13 protein-coding genes and 1 pseudogene are annotated in these 19,086 nt (G+C 39.4%); 10 read left to right on the top strand and 4 right to left on the bottom strand.

Features of this window, described 5'->3' with window-relative positions; translation table 11 throughout:
* Window positions 1–23: 23 nt before the first annotated feature.
* Window positions 24–1,136 carry an acyltransferase family protein gene (locus ACS604_RS09270; protein WP_474771400.1) on the bottom strand — a complete coding sequence of 371 codons (1,113 nt, stop codon included), beginning with the start codon at window positions 1,134–1,136 and terminating at the stop codon, window positions 24–26.
* 353 nt (window positions 1,137–1,489) lie between these two features.
* Here ACS604_RS09270 and hutC point away from each other — a divergent pair, with 353 nt between their 5' ends.
* From hutC to murI, 9 genes are all read left to right on the top strand, one after another.
* The gene (hutC, locus tag ACS604_RS09265; protein WP_004790171.1) at window positions 1,490–2,242 is read left to right on the top strand and encodes a histidine utilization repressor; all 753 of its coding nucleotides are present in this window, start codon (window positions 1,490–1,492) and stop codon (window positions 2,240–2,242) included.
* Window positions 2,239–2,814, top strand: a complete 576-nt coding sequence (locus ACS604_RS09260; RefSeq protein WP_474771398.1) for a HutD/Ves family protein — start codon at window positions 2,239–2,241, stop codon at window positions 2,812–2,814. The genes hutC and ACS604_RS09260 overlap by 4 nt, the downstream gene beginning before the upstream one ends.
* 260 nt (window positions 2,815–3,074) lie before the next feature.
* Window positions 3,075–4,742, top strand: coding sequence for a urocanate hydratase (gene hutU / locus ACS604_RS09255; RefSeq protein ID WP_081399456.1), 1,668 nt, complete (start codon window positions 3,075–3,077; stop codon window positions 4,740–4,742).
* 87 nt (window positions 4,743–4,829) lie between these two features.
* Window positions 4,830–6,368: a histidine ammonia-lyase gene (hutH, locus tag ACS604_RS09250; RefSeq protein ID WP_107880409.1), complete on the top strand. Its 1,539-nt coding sequence runs from the start codon at window positions 4,830–4,832 to the stop codon at window positions 6,366–6,368.
* A gap of 64 nt (window positions 6,369–6,432) precedes the next feature.
* A complete protein-coding gene (locus ACS604_RS09245) occupies window positions 6,433–7,845 on the top strand; it encodes an amino acid permease (RefSeq protein WP_174740926.1) in 1,413 nt (470 codons plus the stop codon).
* Between the two features lie 51 nt (window positions 7,846–7,896).
* Window positions 7,897–9,102 (top strand): imidazolonepropionase, encoded by a 1,206-nt coding sequence (gene hutI / locus ACS604_RS09240; protein WP_443270563.1) that lies wholly within the window; start codon window positions 7,897–7,899, stop codon window positions 9,100–9,102.
* Between the two features lie 10 nt (window positions 9,103–9,112).
* Window positions 9,113–10,033 carry a formimidoylglutamase gene (gene hutG / locus ACS604_RS09235; RefSeq protein ID WP_144732467.1) on the top strand — a complete coding sequence of 307 codons (921 nt, stop codon included), beginning with the start codon at window positions 9,113–9,115 and terminating at the stop codon, window positions 10,031–10,033.
* A 252-nt stretch (window positions 10,034–10,285) separates the two neighbouring features.
* Window positions 10,286–12,112 carry a DUF885 domain-containing protein gene (locus ACS604_RS09230; RefSeq protein WP_443270560.1) on the top strand — a complete coding sequence of 609 codons (1,827 nt, stop codon included), beginning with the start codon at window positions 10,286–10,288 and terminating at the stop codon, window positions 12,110–12,112.
* A 115-nt stretch (window positions 12,113–12,227) separates the two neighbouring features.
* The gene (gene murI / locus ACS604_RS09225) at window positions 12,228–13,028 is read left to right on the top strand and encodes a glutamate racemase (protein ID WP_474771395.1); all 801 of its coding nucleotides are present in this window, start codon (window positions 12,228–12,230) and stop codon (window positions 13,026–13,028) included.
* 61 nt (window positions 13,029–13,089) lie between these two features.
* Here the strand turns inward: murI and ACS604_RS09220 are convergent, their stop codons facing one another.
* A complete protein-coding gene (locus tag ACS604_RS09220; RefSeq protein WP_474771393.1) occupies window positions 13,090–14,301 on the bottom strand; it encodes a hypothetical protein in 1,212 nt (403 codons plus the stop codon).
* A gap of 1,027 nt (window positions 14,302–15,328) precedes the next feature.
* On the opposite strand from ACS604_RS09220, the pseudogene ACS604_RS09215 reads away from it, so the two are divergent.
* Window positions 15,329–15,623 (top strand): annotated as a pseudogene (locus tag ACS604_RS09215) (hypothetical protein).
* A 232-nt stretch (window positions 15,624–15,855) separates the two neighbouring features.
* On the opposite strand, the gene glmS reads toward ACS604_RS09215, so the two are convergent.
* Together glmS and glmU are read right to left on the bottom strand one after the other, a co-directional pair.
* Window positions 15,856–17,694 (bottom strand): glutamine--fructose-6-phosphate transaminase (isomerizing), encoded by a 1,839-nt coding sequence (gene glmS / locus ACS604_RS09210; RefSeq protein ID WP_474771391.1) that lies wholly within the window; start codon window positions 17,692–17,694, stop codon window positions 15,856–15,858.
* A gap of 12 nt (window positions 17,695–17,706) precedes the next feature.
* A complete protein-coding gene (gene glmU, locus ACS604_RS09205; RefSeq protein ID WP_474771389.1) occupies window positions 17,707–19,071 on the bottom strand; it encodes a bifunctional UDP-N-acetylglucosamine diphosphorylase/glucosamine-1-phosphate N-acetyltransferase GlmU in 1,365 nt (454 codons plus the stop codon).
* Between the last annotated feature and the right edge of the window lie 15 nt (window positions 19,072–19,086).

Here is a 19,086-nt window from a genome sequence, read left to right as displayed (position 1 = left end):
CCCTATTTTAAAGGGGCTTATTTTTATGATTTATCTTTAATGAAAACCTTTCGAATATAGCTGTTAAGCGGTGTCGAATAATATTTTTCAATCGCTGCGCTGATAATAAAGGTTAGAACCAAATAGCCAATTAAAAGCATAATTTTGATGCTAGAGTCGGTTTGGGCTGGAACAAAAGCAACCTTCATAAGGCCCAGCACCACCAGATGAAACAAATAAGTTTCATAACTTCTTTGCCCTAACCAGACCATGATTTTTGTAAATAGACTCTGTGCTTGCGTTTCGGAAGGATGCTGAAAACACAAAATGAGTAAGCCTGTGGCAAAAGCAAATAAGCTGATACCCCATGTACTCACTTCTTTAATTGGCGCATATAAATAAAGAGCGGCCATGCTCAAAATAATCAACGCAGAAAGAGATTTTTTATAGTGCCAATTTGGCTGATATTTATGAGAGAAAATCGCTGTTAAACAGCCAATTGCTGTACCATCAAAACTCGAAAAATAATGATATAAATAAGCACCGCTTTCTTCTCCAAAATGTAGAGATCTAAAATAAGGGCCGTATAAAATCACTCCAATCAATACAGCAATAAAGACCTTATTACTACGCGTAAGCAAACACAATAATGGAAAAACAAAGTAAAAAACTTCTTCTACAGAGAGCGACCACAACACGCCTAAAGCGTAGTTTACCCAACCAAATTTAATAATCAGGATATTCATCCAGAAGGTTAAAGCTGCAAAAATTGTTAGGGGATAGGAAACCTCAATGCCATTCGGAGCTTGGTTCATAAAGGGTTTTAAGTCAAACGAACCGAGTATGCTTACACCTAAAATGAGTAATAACAGACACGGTAAAATACGCGCTGCCCGTCGGATATAAAAATGTTTGAGGTTAATTGCAGAGAATTGTTTGTCTCTTTTTAAAGTGTGATGGGTAATTAAAAAACCCGAAATCACAAAAAACATGGTGACGCCATAATTTCCGTTTCTTGCGATGACTGTGCTAAATGCTTCACCTAAGAAATCAAAGCCTAACCATGTATCTTTAAGTTTATAGGGAATATTAAAATGATGTAAAAGAACCAAAAGGATAGACATTCCTCGAAGAATATCTATTTTATAATTACGCATTCGATGTGCTTCCAGTTTTATTAATATACTGTGTGGCAGAAGAATACTATCGATCAGTTATTTTAAATAAAAATTTTAAGCAGCATTTCGTAAATCAGAAAAGACGATACTTTTTACATCCTTGAATTGAGCACAGGCATAGCAGAAATAACTATTAAATAAATATTGATAAAGCCTTTATATATTTGAATTTCTCTACATAAAACTTTAAATTAGCTCTTATCGAGCTATGTTTATTTTTTAAACTTTTTAAAATCTATTTAATTCATAAATTAACATGTTGTATGTGGTTGTATATACATAGCATGTCAACTAAAATACCTTTTTGCCTGCCGCCTTTTTGAGTATTTGTTATGCCCAGAACATCAAAACAAGAACATGCTGAGCTTTCGATTGAAGCTGATAGTCCAGTTCCTTTATATCAACGCGTAAAACAGCTGATTTCACAAAAAATTTATGAAGGTACTTGGGCTGTTAATAAAAAAATTCCTTCGGAAAGTGAACTGGTTAATCAACTCGGTTGTAGCCGTATGACTGTAAACCGTGCGCTTCGTGAATTAACGACTGAAGGGTTGTTGGTTCGAATTCAGGGCGTTGGTTCTTTCGTTGCTGAAGGGCAAGGCCGAACTGCACTTTTTCAGATTAATAATATTGCCGATGAGATTATTGCACGAAACCATAAGCACCACGCTGAAGTTTTAGTCTTAGAACAAATTTATGCAAATGCAGAGCAAAGCGTGTTAATGCAAACTCGCGAAGGGCAAAGATTATTTCACTCGATTATTGTGCATTATGAAAATGATGTACCTGTTCAGGTCGAAGATCGTTTAGTCGACGCAGCGCTCATTCCAGATTATTTACAACAAGACTTTAAAACCATTACCCCAAATGCTTACCTCATGGCAAAAGCACCTGTCTCAGAAGGTGAGCACATTGTCGAGGCAGTTTTAGCCTCTCCGCAAGAGTGTAAATGGTTGAAGATTACTAAAGCTGAACCATGCTTACTGATCCGTCGCCGTACATGGTCAAACAAACAACTCATTTCAAGTGCGCGTCTGATTTATCCGGGTAGCCGCTATTATCTCGAAGGGAAATTTAACCCATGATTGAGTTGATCAGGGCAGATCAATATACAAAAATGCTTTGGAAAAATGGTGCAGGCTTTACTTTAGAAATTGCGCGAAGCCAAGGTGACGCCGACTTTGACTGGCGTATTTCGATGGCTGATGTAACCACTTCTGGGCCATTTTCGCTATTTCCCAATAAGCAGCGAATTATTAGCGTGCTTGATGGGAAAGGCATGGTGCTGCATGTCGATGATCTTCCAGCCAAAACGCTAAACCAAGGCGACATTTTTGCTTTCCATGGTGAGAGTCAGGTTCAAAGTGAACTGGTAGACGGGGCAATTCGAGATTTAAATTTAATTTATGATCCTGCAAAATTTCATGCCCGTTTTCAGAGAGTAGAGGGTACAGAAGAACAGACCTTTTTAAGTTCGGCAGATCTGATTTTTATTTTTAATCAGGGTGGTGAAACACAAGTAAATGTGGATGATCATTCCGTTCAGATTGCTGTTCACGAGACGCTAAAAATTGAAAAAAATACTGCGATTACCTCAGTTCATTTCCCTAAAAATTGGGAAAAAAATTGCTATGTCATTGAGTTAATTCAACGATAAAAAGACATCATTTACGACTTAAAAAGCACATGTCGATTTAAAAGATATGTGCTTTTTTTATGCCTAATATAAAAATAAATTAATTTAATTCATAAGCTTATTTAATTTTTTTAAAAAAATATGAGTAACCCTCTTCACGCCGTAAAATATTTGTGTAGTATATGGATGTATATACAAGTTAATACATTACTATACAAATGCAGAAACAAGTGATGTTCTGCTGATGTAAGCTCAAAGGAAGGAGTCCGCCTGTGACAACAATGACAACAAAATTTCGTGATGTAGAAATTCGTGCGCCACGCGGCACTGAATTGACGGCTAAAAGTTGGTTAACTGAAGCTCCATTACGTATGTTGATGAATAACCTTGATCCGGACGTTGCAGAAAACCCGAAAGAGTTGGTTGTATACGGTGGTATTGGCCGTGCAGCACGAAACTGGGAATGTTTCGATAAAATTGTAGATACTTTAAAAAATCTTGAAACTGATGAAACTTTATTAGTTCAATCAGGCAAACCAGTCGGTGTATTTAAAACTCATAAAGATGCACCACGCGTTTTAATTGCAAACTCAAACCTTGTACCGCACTGGGCAAACTGGGAACACTTTAACGAGTTAGACGCAAAAGCACTTGCAATGTACGGTCAAATGACAGCAGGTTCTTGGATCTACATCGGTAGCCAAGGTATTGTGCAAGGTACTTACGAAACTTTCGTTGAAGCAGGCCGCCAACATTACAACGGTGACTTAAACGGTCGTTGGGTTCTTACTGCTGGTTTAGGCGGTATGGGTGGTGCTCAGCCTTTAGCTGCAACACTTGCTGGTGCGTGTTCTTTAAACATTGAATGCCAACAAGCAAGTATCGATTTCCGTTTACGTACCCGTTATGTAGATGAACAAGCAACTGATTTAGATGATGCTTTAGCGCGTATTGATCGTTATACAAAAGAAGGCAAGGTCATTTCAATTGCACTTCATGGCAATGCTGCAGAAATTTTACCTGAGCTTGTTCGCCGTGGTGTACGTCCTGACATGGTAACCGACCAAACAAGTGCACACGATCCACTCAATGGCTACCTACCAGTAGGCTGGACTTGGGATGAATACCGTGAACGTGCGAAAACTGAACCAGAAGCTGTTGTAAAAGCTGCAAAACAGTCGATGGCGAAACACGTACAAGCGATGCTCGATTTCCAAAAAATGGGTGTTCCAACATTTGACTATGGTAATAACATCCGTCAAATGGCGAAAGAAGAAGGCGTAGAAAACGCTTTTGATTTCCCTGGCTTCGTACCTGCATATATCCGTCCATTGTTCTGCCGTGGTATTGGTCCATTCCGTTGGGCAGCGCTTTCTGGTGACCCAGAAGACATTTATAAAACAGATGCCAAAGTTAAAGAGTTAATTCCTGATGATGAACATTTACATCACTGGTTAGACATGGCACGTGAACGCATTAGCTTCCAAGGCTTACCAGCGCGTATTTGTTGGGTTGGTCTAGGTTTACGTGCAAAACTTGGTTTGGCATTTAACGAAATGGTACGTAGTGGTGAATTATCAGCTCCAGTTGTGATTGGTCGTGACCACTTAGACTCAGGTTCAGTTGCGAGTCCAAACCGTGAAACTGAAGCAATGCAAGACGGCTCAGATGCAGTATCAGACTGGCCTTTATTAAATGCATTGTTAAATACAGCAGGCGGTGCAACTTGGGTATCTCTACATCATGGTGGCGGTGTAGGTATGGGCTTCTCTCAACACTCAGGCGTTGTGATTGTGTGTGACGGTACAGATGAAGCTGCTGCACGTATTGCTCGTGTACTGACCAATGACCCTGCAACAGGTGTTATGCGTCATGCCGATGCCGGTTATGAAATTGCGATTAACTGTGCGAAAGAGCAAGGCTTAAACTTGCCAATGATCACGCAATAAAAATACATGGAAGAACTGGCGGTGCTTTTTGCAATTGTGAAAAGCACTGTCTCAGCAGAATATAGTGCAAAAAATTAGGAAGCCAACATGGAATTACTGATCCAACCGGGAAAATTAACCTTAGCTGATTTACGTCAAGCTTACCTCAACCCGATTAAAGTTAAATTAGATGAAAGTGCTTCAGCTGCAATCAACGCAAGCGTGGCTTGTGTAGAACAGATTGTAAATGAAGGACGTACAGCTTACGGCATTAACACAGGTTTTGGTTTACTTGCTTCAACCAAGATTGCTCCTGAAGATTTAGAACAATTACAGCGTTCGTTAGTTCTTTCGCATGCGGCAGGTGTAGGTGAAGCACTTGATGATGCAATGGTTCGTTTAATTATTCTATTGAAAGCAAATAGCTTGGCACGTGGCTTCTCAGGTATTCGCCGTAAAGTGATTGATGCTTTGTTGGCTTTAATTAATGCTGAAGTTTATCCGCACATTCCTCTTAAAGGTTCAGTAGGCGCTTCAGGTGACTTGGCACCACTTGCACACATGTCTTTGATTTTACTTGGTGAAAGTAAAGCTCGCTACAAAGGTGAATGGTTACCAGCAGTTGAAGCTTTAAAAATTGCAGGTTTAGAGCCAATTTCTTTAGCTGCTAAAGAAGGCTTGGCACTTCTAAATGGTACACAAGTTTCGACCGCTTATGCTTTACGTGGCTTGTTTGAAGCTGAAGATTTATTTGCTGCTGCGACAGTTTGTGGTGGCTTAAGTGTTGAAGCAATGCTGGGTTCACGCTCACCGTTTGATGCTCGTATTCATGAAGTACGTGGTCAACGTGGTCAAATTGATGTTGCTGCGGCTTATCGCGATTTATTGACAGATTCGAGTGAAATTGCACATTCACACGAAGACTGTAGCAAAGTTCAAGATCCGTATTCTTTACGTTGCCAACCACAGGTGATGGGTGCATGTCTAACCCAAATCCGTCAGGCTGCTGAAGTTTTAGAAATTGAAGCAAATGCTGTATCTGATAATCCACTTGTTTTTGCAGAACAAGGTGATGTGATTTCTGGTGGTAACTTCCATGCAGAACCTGTAGCAATGGCAGCAGATAACTTAGCATTGGCAATCGCAGAAATTGGTTCACTTTCAGAACGTCGTATTTCGATGATGATGGACCGCCACATGTCACAGCTTCCACCGTTCTTGGTTGCAAATGGTGGTGTTAATTCAGGTTTCATGATTGCTCAAGTGACAGCAGCAGCTCTTGCGAGTGATAACAAAGCACTTGCACATCCAGCGAGTGTTGATAGTTTGCCAACTTCAGCGAATCAGGAAGACCATGTATCAATGGCTCCGAATGCAGGTAAACGTCTTTGGCCAATGGCTGATAACGTCCGTGGCATTTTAGCTGTCGAATGGTTAGGCGCTTGTCAGGGTCTAGACTTCCGTGAAGGCTTAAAAAGCTCGCCTAAACTTGAACAAGCTCGTAAAATCTTGCGCGATCAAGTTCCTTACTACAGTGAAGACCGTTTCTTTGCTCCTGATATTGAACAAGCAAGTGAATTACTTTCGAGTGGCTGTTTAAACAAGTTACTTATTCCAAAACTACTCCCTAGTTTATCTGAAGTGTGATTGATAAAACGGTCACATGGAGTGGCCGAATCTAACTAAATTTCCTCAAGGATTGGAGATTATAATGTCACAAAACTCCACACTACAGCGGGGATTGAACACCCGCCATATTCGTTTCTTGGCATTGGGCTCAGCAATTGGAACTGGGCTTTTCTATGGTTCGGCAACTGCTATTAAAATGGCGGGGCCTTCAGTTTTACTCGCGTATATCGTTGCAGGGATTGCAATTTATATCGTTATGCGCGCACTGGGTGAAATGGCTGTCCATAACCCAGTATCCGGTTCATTTAGCCACTATGCATCACAATACATCAGTCCACTGGCAGGTTTCACTACGGGTTGGACGTATGTTTTTGAAATGGTGATTGTCGCGATTGCCGATGTCACCGCTTTTGGTATTTATATGGGATTCTGGTATCCCGATGTACCACGGTGGATCTGGATTTTATCTCTGATTATGTTCTTGGGTGCCATTAACCTAATTCACGTTAAAGTCTTTGGTGAACTCGAATTCTGGCTTTCCATCATTAAAGTCAGTGCTATTGTTGCCATGATTTTAGGCGGAATAGGCTTAATGTTCTATGGCTTCCATGCTGACCATAGCAGTGTGGTACCGGGTATTTCGAACTTATGGATTTATGATGGCTTTATGCCGCATGGCATTGCAGGCCTAGTTGCATGTTTATCTGTGGTTGTATTTGCTTTCGGTGGTATCGAAATTATCGGTTTAACTGCTGGCGAATCACAAGACCCGAAAACAACTTTGCCAAAAGCAATTAATGCTGTTCCAGTACGTATTTTACTTTTCTATGTACTGACCATTTTTGTTTTGATGTCGATTTTCCCATGGAATCAAATTGGTAGCCAAGGTAGCCCATTTGTACAAATTTTTGAAAATTTAGGCATTAAATCTGCCGCGAATATTCTAAATATTGTGGTGGTGACTGCTGCGATTTCAGCAATTAATAGTGATGTATTTGGCGCTGGCCGTATGCTTTATGGTATGGCAAATCGTGGTCAAGCACCTCGAATTTTCCAAAAGTTATCGCGTAATGGTGTGCCTTGGATGACTGTTGTGGTTATGGCTGGTGTGCTGTTAATTGGTGTGGTGTTGAACTACCTAATTCCTGAAAATGTATTCATGATCATTGCATCAATTGCCACTTTTGCAACGGTTTGGGTATGGCTCATGATTTTGCTTTCGCAAGTTGCGATGCGCCGTAAATTATCTACTGCTGAAATTAAGGCACTTGATTTCCCTGTATGGGGTTGGCCAGTTGCACCTGCGTTCGCGATTGGTTTTATGGTGTTCATTTTAGTCATGATGGGTTATTTCCCTGATTCACGTCCTGCAATTTATGTCGGAATAGCATGGCTTGCACTCTTAACTATTGCTTATCGCATATGGGTAAAACCACAGCAAAACTTGGGAAAGGAAAGTAATCCTATCCAGCAAAATGTTGAGATAGAAAGCTAACAAATGAACTGCCCAATGGTTTCACTATTGGGCAGTTTTGAGGAAAGGCTCATGAAAAAACTTTGGCAGAATTGCCACATTGCGACCATGCAAAATGGGCAATACTCCTACATTGAAGATGCTGCAATTGTCACAGAAGGGCATCTCATTCAATGGATTGGAAAACAACAACAACTTCCTACCGACACATATTCCGAAACAGTTGATTTAAACGGCGCTTGGGTGACCCCAGGGTTTATCGACTGCCATACGCATAGTGTATTTGGTGGCAACCGTAGCGTTGAGTTTGAAAAACGCTTGCAAGGTGTAAGTTATGCTGAAATTGCAGCAAGCGGTGGTGGTATTGCTAGTACTGTACGTGCAACGCGTGAAGCCAGCGAAGAACAATTACTGAAATCAGCCCTTAAGCGTATTCGTTGCATGCAACAAGATGGTGTAACTACCATCGAGATTAAGTCTGGTTACGGACTCAACTATGAAAATGAACGCAAAATGCTGCGTGTGATCCGTCAAATTGGTGAAAAATTACCGATGACGGTTAAAAGCACTTGCTTGGCTGCTCATGCTTTACCGCCAGAGTACAAAGATCAAAGCGATGCTTATATTGAGCATATCTGTACAGAAATGCTGCCTAAACTGCATGCTGAAGGCTTAGTCGATGCAGTTGATGCGTTCTGCGAGCATTTAGCCTTTTCACCAGCTCAGGTTGAGCGTGTTTTTAAAACGGCACAATCATTGGGTTTACCCGTTAAGCTGCATGCTGAACAGCTCTCATCGCTAGGTGGCTCAAGTTTGGCAGCACGTTATCATGCTTTGTCGGCTGACCATTTAGAGTACATGACCGAAGATGATGTCAAAGCAATGGCAGAGTCGGGTACGGTTGCTGTGTTACTACCGGGCGCCTTTTATCTATTACGTGAAACACAATATCCACCGATTGAAAGCCTCATTAAACATGGCGTGCGTATTGCGCTATCGAGTGATTTAAATCCGGGCACATCTCCAGCACTTTCTTTACGTTTAATGCTGAATATGGGCAGTACGCTATTCCGCTTAACACCAGAGCAGGCATTGGCTGGTGTCACCATTCATGCCGCACAAGCACTCGGTTTAGAGCAAACGCACGGTAGTTTGGAGCAGGGTAAAGTCGCTGACTTTGTCGCTTGGGATATTGAGCATCCATCTGAAATTGTTTACTGGCTGGGCGGAGATTTGCCTAAGCGAGTCGTTCAGCATGGACAAGAAGTTATTTTTTAAACGGTGTCACATGAATCACACATTTAAATGGCAAGGTCGCCATGATGGCGAGGGTGAAGCACACCAACGTATTCACCATATTATGAATAAAACCCAACATGCTGAATTTGCGTTGATTGGTTTTAGCTCGGATGAAGGCGTGAAACGTAATAAAGGTCGAGTCGGTGCTGCCGATGCGCCAGATGCAATCCGTAATCAGCTTGCCAATTTACCTATTCATCGTCCAGTCAGTATTGTCGATTTGGGTACAGTGACCTGCGAATATGACAATTTAGAGCAAGCCCAAACTGAGTTGGCGGAGCAAGTCGCAACTAGCCTACAAAATGGTTTAAAACCGATTGTACTTGGTGGTGGACATGAAGTTGCATTTGGCAGCTTTAGCGGTTTGTTTCAATATGTACAAGCCCACGCGCCAGATAAAAAAATAGGCATTATTAATTTCGATGCCCATTTTGATTTGCGTGAAGCAGAGCATGCCACCTCTGGAACACCTTTTTTACAAGCAGCAAGGCTTTCAGAACAACATCAAAAACAATTTAATTATTTATGTATTGGGGTTGCCAACCATGCCAATACTAAAGTTTTGTTTGATACAGCCGATGCTCTAAATTGTTCATATTTACGCGATCATGAGGTTAATATTTTTAACCTAAACAACGTGCTTGCAGCGGTTGATGCTTTTATTGAAAAAGTCGACTGTTTGTACGTTACGATTGATTTAGATGTATTCACGGCTGCGGTTGCACCGGGAGTCAGTGCACCTGCTGTAAAAGGAATTGATTTAGCTACTTTTGAAGCAATTTTTAAGCATATTCAAGAGACTGGAAAAATCAAACTTTTAGATATTGCCGAGTGCAATCCAAAATTTGATTTAGACAATAGAACAGCAAAACTGGCTGCGTATATTGTTTATCAATATTTGTTTTCTTGAGAAACAATTTTTAATGTAGAAATAAAAAAGTGCACTGAGATCGCTCATGTGCTCTTTTTTTGACTTTCTGGTAAATTAAAGTCAGATTCGGAATAAAGATAGCAACTATAAATAATTTAATTAAAAAGAAAATTAATTTATAAAATCATTGAGTTAAAAAATACTCGATTTTTACACCATTTTATATGCTGCTTGGCACGTAATTTGTTTTGTCTATATTTTAAACTTTGTTAAATATTTCTGGATAATTAAATGAAAAACAGAACCTTACATTTTGCTTGTATCAGTGTTTTATTTTGGATGTCTCATTCTTCTGATGCTGCAAGCCCCGAAATAAATACAAATACCATCGAAAAATCACAATCTAAACCAAATAGTAATGTCTCTGTTCGGGTGAGCGCTTTAAACCAGCTTTTACAAGAACAGTGGGAATATACTTTGAAAAATAATCCTGAAACTGCAACGACTTTAGGAGATTTACGCTACAACGATCGATGGACCGAGGTTTCAAAAAATCAGATTGAGAAAGATAAAAAAACTACTCAAAATTTTTTAAAACGTTTTGAAGCGATTGATAGCACAGGATTTTCAGCAACTGATCAATTAAATAAAGACTTAATGATTTATCAGTTGAAAGAGACACTCAAAAGTTATGATTTGAAACTCTATGAGATGCCTTTCAATCAAATGTGGGGGCTACATTTACAATTTCCGGGATTTATTAGTTCGATTCCATTTAACAATGCTAAACAATATCAAGACTATATTGCTCGTTTAAAACAAATTCCTCTTATTCTTGATCAAGGTATTCAGTTAGCAAAACAAGGACAAAAAGATGGTTTGATACCACCGAAATATTTACTTGAAAAAGTGGCAAAGCAGGTTGATAGTATTGCAACTCCAGCAGGAAAGGACAGTGTGTTTGCTTCTCCATTAAAACAATTTCCAAAAAACATTTCGAAAGCAGAACAAGAGCGTTTAAGCCGTGAAATACTACAGGCCATAGATCAGAATGTTCGCCCTGCTTATCAAAAACTCGGTACGTTTATTCAGAAAGATTACCTACCTTATGGACGACAGCACGAGGGTATATGGAGCTTGCCAAACGGTGACGAGCTCTATCGTTTTTATGTAGAAAACAATACGACAACCTCGGAAAGCCCTGAAACTATTCATCAGCTTGGGTTAAAAGAAGTTGCTCGTATTGAAGCGGAAATGCTGAAAATTGCTAAAGCACAAGGTTTCAATGACTTAAAAAGTTTCCAACAATCCTTAAAAACAAACCCTACGGTTTTCCCCAAATCTCGTGAAGAAATTTTAGAGATTTATCGCGGATATATTGCCCAAATGCAACCAGAATTACCGAAGCTATTTGGTTTATTACCCAAAAATAAAGTCGAAGTTTTGCCTGTAGAGCAATATCGAGAAAAAGAAGCGGCAGGTGCGGAGTATCACCAAGGCACGCCTGATGGTTCACGTCCCGGACAGGTGTATGTAAATACTGGCGACTTCTCTGAACGTTCAAAAATATCAATGGAAGCGACCGCTTACCATGAGGCAATTCCCGGGCACCATATGCAGATTGATATTGCCCAAAACTTACCAAATTTGCCGATGTTCCGGAAGCAACCCAACCATACCGCCTATATTGAAGGGTGGGCACTTTACGCAGAGCAATTGGGTAAAGATGTTGGTTTCTATAAAGACCCGCTTTCAGACTATGGAAGACTATCGAGTGAGTTGTTCCGTGCTTGTCGTCTAGTGGTTGACACAGGTGTACATTATAAAAAGTGGACCCGTCAGCAAATGATTGATTTTATGCGTGAACACTCAGCTTTAGATGAACCAGATATTCAGGCAGAGACAGACCGCTATATTGCTATTCCTGCACAAGCATTAGCTTACAAGATGGGCCAACTCAAAATTTTAGAGCTACGGGAGCTCGCGAAACATGAGCTTGGAGACCGTTTTGATATCAAAGCGTTCCATGACATGATCTTAAATGCAGGAACATTGCCTTTAAATATATTGGATGCACGTATTAAAAATTGGATAAAGGAACAAAAAGCGGCAGCTTAAAATAAAATTCGAAATTTAGGTCAGGTCCTCATTGGGCCTGATTTAAAAACCGATAGAAAACATAATATAATAATGAAAAATATAGTTTCTTTTAGAATTTTAAATTGGAAAAATAATGAACCAGAAGAATAACCCGATTGGAATGATTGACTCTGGTTTAGGCGGGTTGTCTCTCTTTAAGCATATTCGGCAGGCGCTTCCGAATGAAGATATTATTTATTTTGCTGACTCGAAACATGTTCCTTATGGCGACAAAGATAGTGACTGGATTGTTTCACGAACCACTCACTTAATCTCAAATCTTATAAATGACGGGAAGTGCAAAGCAATTGTGGTTGCTTGTAACACCATGACGGCTGTAGCGATTGAAACGATTAGAGCACAAATTAGTGTTCCACTTATTGCCATAGAACCAGCGGTAAAACCTGCTGTAGCCATCACACAAAGCAAGCATATTGCTGTTTTGGCAACAGCAACCACGGTGAAGGGCAAAAACTTAAAAAGCTTAATTGAAACTTACGCACAAGATATCAAAGTCTCTTTAGTGCCGTGTATTGGCTTAGCCGAAAAAATTGAAACGGGTAAAGCACATACAGCGGAAGTTAAAGATTATTTAAAAAATATTTTGGCGCCGTTGGTCGAACAAAAAGTCGATACGATTATTTTAGGATGTACCCACTATCCGTTTGTTTCAGATACGATTCAGGAAATTGTAGGCCGTGATATTCAAATTATTGAGCCTTCGGAAGCTGTAACAGCGCAATTAATTCGGCAGCTCAATCAATATCATTTAAGTTCTGAAAGTCCAAATGAGGGGAATCATATTATTTGGACCAGTTCAGATCCGTTGGAAGTTGCGGATGTTAGTTTTTCTTTGTTAGGTAAGCATTTACCAGTAAAAGATATCGCAATATAAATTTTATAAGGATGGTAAGAGAGCTTTCTCTTACCATCGTATGTTCTAGCTCAAATTAAGCTTATTTCAATTCCCAGCGCTGTTTTGGGTCATTAGATCGTTGACTAATACCTACAGATGAACCCCAGAGATGCGTTAGTACCGCATCTGGTTGGCCTTCTACAAAGATATAACCATCTTCAAATGCCCAGTTAGTTTGGTACTGGCGACCCGCACCTTGCAAGAAAACATTGCCACTATGCCAATTCACTGGTTTTATTTCTTTACCATTGGTACTGTTTAACGCTGTTTGCAATTGTTCAAAAGACTCATTTGATTTTAAGCTGACTTTTAAAATCTTTTTGACCGTATCCATATTTTTTTCATTCGTATGTAAATCTAGTGCTTTTCTAAGCTCTAGAAGGACTTTTACGGCTTCTTTTTTTAGGTCTTGAGTATTTTCATATTCTTTATATGCTTTTCCATGAAGGTCCGCCATGCTCTCTTTCTTCATATTTTTGAGTAGAGCATCGATATTGTCATGGCGTAAATGCAATCGGAACTCTGATCTTGTAGTCCAATCTTTTTGATCCAAGACATCTAATTGTGCAGAGGCAAGAATGATCTTATAGATTTGTTCATTCTGCTGAGCGAAAGGATTTTCAGACAAACCTTTAAGTTCAGGAATATCTAAAAAGAGCCAAGGAGAGGCAGCATATTCATAGAACTTTTGTTCGATGCGACGAATTGACTCATGAGCGAGTACGGCATTTAAATATTCGTTCAGCTTAGTCTCATCAAGTTTACCAACAAGTTCCGATTTAATCGTTTCTTCGCCGTTACTATAAATAAATGTCTGTAATAAATGAACAATATCAAGACAATCACTGGTTTTTAAGTGGGCGATTGTTTCTTCATCTTGCTTTGGTAAAAGACTAAGGAAATGCTCTAAGTCTTTATCAAATAATTTATATGCAATCGCATCTGTTTCAACATGAGCACCGAGCACCCAACTAGAACGGATATCTTTAACTTTGTTATAAAGCTTATTTTCTCGACCACTGCGATAGTCTTGGCTGTCAAAATACCAAAGCTCTTCGTCTATGTTTTTAACCTTGTCATGTACCGTAAAGAGTCGGTCATTTGTATGAGAATAGGCTAACTGACCCGTTTCACCACGTGCAGTTACCGCATCTTGTAAGCCATGGGTTTGTCCACCGTATGCGCCTGCGATACATGCACCTGTTTCTTTGTTAACGATTCTAAAGTTTCCGCCTGGAAATCCATTAGCCATGATGAGTTGCTCCTTATAATTAAAAAGTTTTTGTAGTAGTCGAAATTTATAGTTATTAGGCAAATTTCGAAGCGTGATTTATACCATAATTTTTCACATATAAATCCAAGTGTTTTTGTTGGTTTTTGTATATAACATATTGATTTAGTTGTATTTATTAGAATATCTTAAGAAGAAGATACCACTATTTTCTAAAGTTTCATGAACGTAATAAAAAAGTCCAGTATGTATTTCAAAGACATATCAGGCTTTTTAATAGATGAATTATCAAAACAAAGGTGACTTTCGCAACACGATATTTTTAAATTATTCTACAGTTACTAACTTAGCCAAGTTACATGATCGGGCAACATCTCTCTATATATTTATATAGACTGTTAAATTAGAATTAACGATTAATCTATTTTATTAACTAAATATATATAACCAAATTTTATATTTTATTAAAAGCTATAAATATAAAATAAGGAAAATATTATATAAACATTAATTAAATTATTATATTTAAACTTTTTCATTAAAATAAATTGACGTTCTTTATTATACCGATTAATATTTCGTTGCTGGCCTACATTGCCAGTCGGTTTTAGCAGACCGTATCCTAGCGAATGGGTTATACTTTCTGAGTATTTCCCATGTGGAACCTTTGTGCCCCCTTTTTCTCTATGGTAGGGCGGAAGGGGGACGCGTTCGCGCGTGCTGGTCGCTAGGTCAGTCTGCTAACCCTCTTTCGTTCTGCCACCCTAATCAATTGACGGTGATTTGGTGGTAGGACTCCATTTTTAAGGAGTTGGCCATGCCATTATTCAAACTCATTTTCTCTCTTATTTAACTATTTTATTTATTTAAAATTTGGGTTTTTGCTACCTGATATTTTAAATTTATAAATTATTTTTATTTTAAAATCTTAATTATTTTATTTTCCTATTTATATGGGAGGATTAATTATTATTTAAAAAATTATTTTAATATTTAAGCGAATAATATTTTTGTTTTATTTAAAGATATAAATAATCATGAGAATAATATGAAACTTCATAAATTTATATTGTTTTTAAACCTTGTGGTCGGTGCTTACGGTATTACAAATGATGACGCCAATGCTCAGCAGGAATTTAAAAGAATTTGCTTGTCAGGTGAGCACATGCAAGCCAGTTGCAATTGTATTTGCCAACAGCTTGCGCAGGTGTATTCACTTCAAACCGTACAACGTTTAAAACACACCAGTTTGCAAAGTCCTGTTCTCCCACAGGACTTTGCCCCTAACTTGTTTAGCAGCATTCAACGCTGCGAAAAAACTGAAATGGGCTAAGTTCGCTTAGCTCCTTTATCTCTGTGTCGCAATGATCTCTCAAACTTTAAATCAGCGCAAAAGTAAAAGTCCGTTGTGACACGGGGACCTAGGGGAGTGTTCTCTATTTTCTTTCACGTAAAAGCGCTTGTGTAGCGATATGAACGCAATAAAAAAGCCCGATAGGCAATTAATGCATATCGGGCTTTCTAATCAACAGAAGCAATCTACACGCTTTATGGCATAGATAGCATGTCTGATTATTATTCTACAGTTACTGATTTCGCCAAGTTACGTGGCTGGTCAACGTCTGTACCACGTAATACAGCAACGTGATAAGACAACAACTGAACTGGTACGCTATAAACAATTGGAGCTAGCCATTCGTTTACTGCTGGAATATGTACAACGTGTTGACGATCTTTTTCATTGATTCCGCTATTTTCATCGGCGAAAACGAATAATTCACCACCACGTGCCTGAACTTCTTCCATATTTGATTTGAGCTTATCAAGCATTTCATCATTTGGAGCAAGAATCACGATCGGCATTTCACTATCAACGAGTGCTAATGGGCCGTGTTTTAACTCACCAGCTGCATAGCCTTCTGCATGAATATATGAAATTTCTTTTAGCTTTAATGCGCCTTCCAATGCGATTGGATAATTCGTACCACGGCCTAAGAATAAGCAGTGATTTTTTTCAACGAATAATTCAGACAAACGCAAAATTGCTGGATCATGTTTAAGTGTATCAAGGATAACTTTCGGGCTGTGCCATAGTTCACGTGTAATTTCTTCAAGAAGAGCAGGGCTAATACGTTGTTTCACTTGACCAATTTTCAAGATTAACAGCATAAGCGCAGCGAGCTGAGTCGTGAACGCTTTAGTTGAAGCAACACCAATTTCAGGACCAGCAAGAGTCAATAAATGATGATCAGTTTCACGAACCATTGAAGACGTAGCAACGTTACAGATAGTCAAAGTCTGAATATCGATATTGTTTGCTTTCGCACGTTTTTGAGTTTCACGTAGTGCAGCTAATGTATCGGCTGTTTCACCTGACTGTGAAATACAAATATAAAGTGTATTTTCAACAATTACAGGGGTGCGATAGCGGAATTCACTCGCAATTTCAACTTGGCAAGGCACGCCAATCAGTTGTTCAAACCAATATTTCGCAATCATTCCTGAGTGGTAACTTGTACCACAAGCAATGATTTGTACGCTTTGAATTTTGTTGAAATCTGCATCAGCATTTTTCAAGAAATCATCACGTAAGCTATTGCCATCAAGCGCTTGAGAAATTGTTTGTTTGATTGCTTCTGGTTGCTCATAAATTTCTTTGAGCATGTAGTGTTTGTATTCACCTTTTGATGCACTGCTTACGGTTGCATCAAGCTCTCTTACCGGACGTTCAACGCGTTCGCCATTTGCAAATACTTCAATTGAAGTACGTGTAAGACGTGCAATATCACCTTCTTCTAGGTACATAAAGCGGTTTGTCACTGGTAAAAGTGCAAGTTGGTCTGAACTAATAAAGTTTTCACCAATACCTACGCCAATCACTAAAGGTGAACCTTCACGTACAGTAATGAGTTCATCTGGATAATCGCTGTGGATAATACCTAGCGCGTAAGCACCTTTAAGCTGAGGTACAACAGTTTCAACAGCATCTAAAAGGCTATCTGTGCTTTTTAGAGCTTCAGCAACTAAGTGTGCAACAACTTCAGTATCTGTTTGAGAAGTAAAAACATAACCTAACGCTTGAAGGTCATCTTTTAGCTCTTGGTAGTTCTCAATGATGCCGTTATGTACAACAGCAACCTTACCAGACATGTGTGGGTGAGCATTATTTTCAGTTGGCTTACCATGGGTCGCCCAACGTGTATGCGCAATGCCGATAGCCCCTGTAAGTTGGTGTTCAGCAACTGCATCTGCAAGATTGATGACTTTACCTACACGGCGCTCACGTAAAATTTGTTGATTATTTAGTAAAGCAACACCCGCAGAATCATAACCACGGTATTCAAGACGTTTTAAACCTTCAATTAAAATTTCGGTTACACAACGCTCTGCAACGCCTCCGACGATACCACACATACTTCAATCCTCTTATTTTTTAACCTTTTGGGGACGTTGATAATTTGCTTTTGAAATTTGTTGCGCACGTTCAAAGGAGAGACTTTGTTCGGCTACATCTTTCGTAATCACAGAACCCGCACCAACTGTTGCGCCATTCCCAATGGTCACCGGGGCAACCAGCGAGCTATTAGAACCGATAAAAACGGCATCGCCAATAGTGGTTTTGTGTTTATTTGCACCGTCATAATTACAAGTAATAGTACCTGCCCCAATATTCGATTCAGCACCGATTTCTGCATCACCTAAATAGGTGAAATGATTAGCTTTACTACCCAATCCAATCGTTGTGTTTTTAACTTCCACAAAGTTGCCAATATGCACTTCATTTGCCAATTTAGCCCCTGGGCGTAAGCGTGCAAATGGTCCAATCTGAGCATTTTCACCCACAACTGCGCCATCAAAAACGCTATAGGCTTGAACTTTGGTGCCTGCTGCAATTTTGGTGTTCTTTAGAATACAGCCAGCGCCGATTTCTACAAAATCACCAAGCTCACATTCACCTTCAATAATAACATTGATGTCAATACGAACGTCTTGTCCAACTTTTACAGAGCCACGTAAATCAAAACGTGCAGGGTCAAAGAACATTACACCTTGCTGCATTAGCTTTTTAACTTGTTCTTGCTGGAACTGGCGTTCTAAAGCTGCAAGTTGTAAGCGGTCATTAACACCTTCAACTTCAAAAGCAAGCTCTGGTTCAACAGAGGCAACTTCTAAGCCATCTGCAATTGCCATTGCAACGATGTCAGTTAGGTAATATTCACCCTGTGCATTTTCATTTGAAAGTTTAGGCAACCACTCATGAAGTTTTGCGTTGCTAACACAGTAAATACCTGTATTGAACTCTTTAATTTTGCGTTGTGCTTCGTTTGCATCTTTATGTTCAACAATGGCTTGAATTTTGCCATCTTGGCGCACAATACGGCCATAACCTGTTGCATCATCTACAGTGAGCGTAACTAAGCCAATTCCTGTCTGAGTCGATGCATCTAATAATTTTTGTAGCGTATTTGCATTAATACATGGCACATCGCCTGATAAAATCAGTGAAACACCTTCTTTAGGAAGTACAGGCAAGGTCATTTGTACTGCATGACCTGTACCAAGTTGTTCTGCTTGCTCAACCCATTGAACATTTTCTTGGGCAAATGTTTGTTGTACGCGGTCACCACCATGACCATAAATCGTAATAATATTTTTAGCTTGTAATTGTTTTGCTGTTTCAATGACATGCCCTAATAGTGGGCGACCCGCTAAAGGTTGTAATACTTTAGGAAGCTGAGAACGCATACGCGTTCCTTTGCCAGCAGCAAGAATAATGACGGTAGTTGACATGTATAACTCTAATGA

It is taken from the genome of Acinetobacter sp. Li1LvA2 (assembly GCF_056156705.1).
This window is presented reverse-complemented; position numbering and strand designations above follow the sequence as displayed.

Excerpts from the sequence above, each read along its gene's own strand:
- murI (WP_474771395.1), top strand. The coding sequence starts at position 12,228 with ATGAACCAGAAGAATAACCCGATTGGAATGATTGACTCTGGTTTAGGC.
- glmU (WP_474771389.1), bottom strand. The coding sequence starts at position 19,071 with ATGTCAACTACCGTCATTATTCTTGCTGCTGGCAAAGGAACGCGTATG.
- hutI (WP_443270563.1), top strand. The coding sequence starts at position 7,897 with ATGAAAAAACTTTGGCAGAATTGCCACATTGCGACCATGCAAAATGGG.
- hutG (WP_144732467.1), top strand. The coding sequence starts at position 9,113 with ATGAATCACACATTTAAATGGCAAGGTCGCCATGATGGCGAGGGTGAA.
- glmS (WP_474771391.1), bottom strand. The coding sequence starts at position 17,694 with ATGTGTGGTATCGTCGGAGGCGTTGCAGAGCGTTGTGTAACCGAAATT.
- ACS604_RS09260 (WP_474771398.1), top strand. The coding sequence starts at position 2,239 with ATGATTGAGTTGATCAGGGCAGATCAATATACAAAAATGCTTTGGAAA.
- hutU (WP_081399456.1), top strand. The coding sequence starts at position 3,075 with ATGACAACAAAATTTCGTGATGTAGAAATTCGTGCGCCACGCGGCACT.
- ACS604_RS09230 (WP_443270560.1), top strand. The coding sequence starts at position 10,286 with ATGAAAAACAGAACCTTACATTTTGCTTGTATCAGTGTTTTATTTTGG.
- ACS604_RS09245 (WP_174740926.1), top strand. The coding sequence starts at position 6,433 with ATGTCACAAAACTCCACACTACAGCGGGGATTGAACACCCGCCATATT.
- ACS604_RS09220 (WP_474771393.1), bottom strand. The coding sequence starts at position 14,301 with ATGGCTAATGGATTTCCAGGCGGAAACTTTAGAATCGTTAACAAAGAA.
- ACS604_RS09270 (WP_474771400.1), bottom strand. The coding sequence starts at position 1,136 with ATGCGTAATTATAAAATAGATATTCTTCGAGGAATGTCTATCCTTTTG.
- hutH (WP_107880409.1), top strand. The coding sequence starts at position 4,830 with ATGGAATTACTGATCCAACCGGGAAAATTAACCTTAGCTGATTTACGT.
- hutC (WP_004790171.1), top strand. The coding sequence starts at position 1,490 with ATGCCCAGAACATCAAAACAAGAACATGCTGAGCTTTCGATTGAAGCT.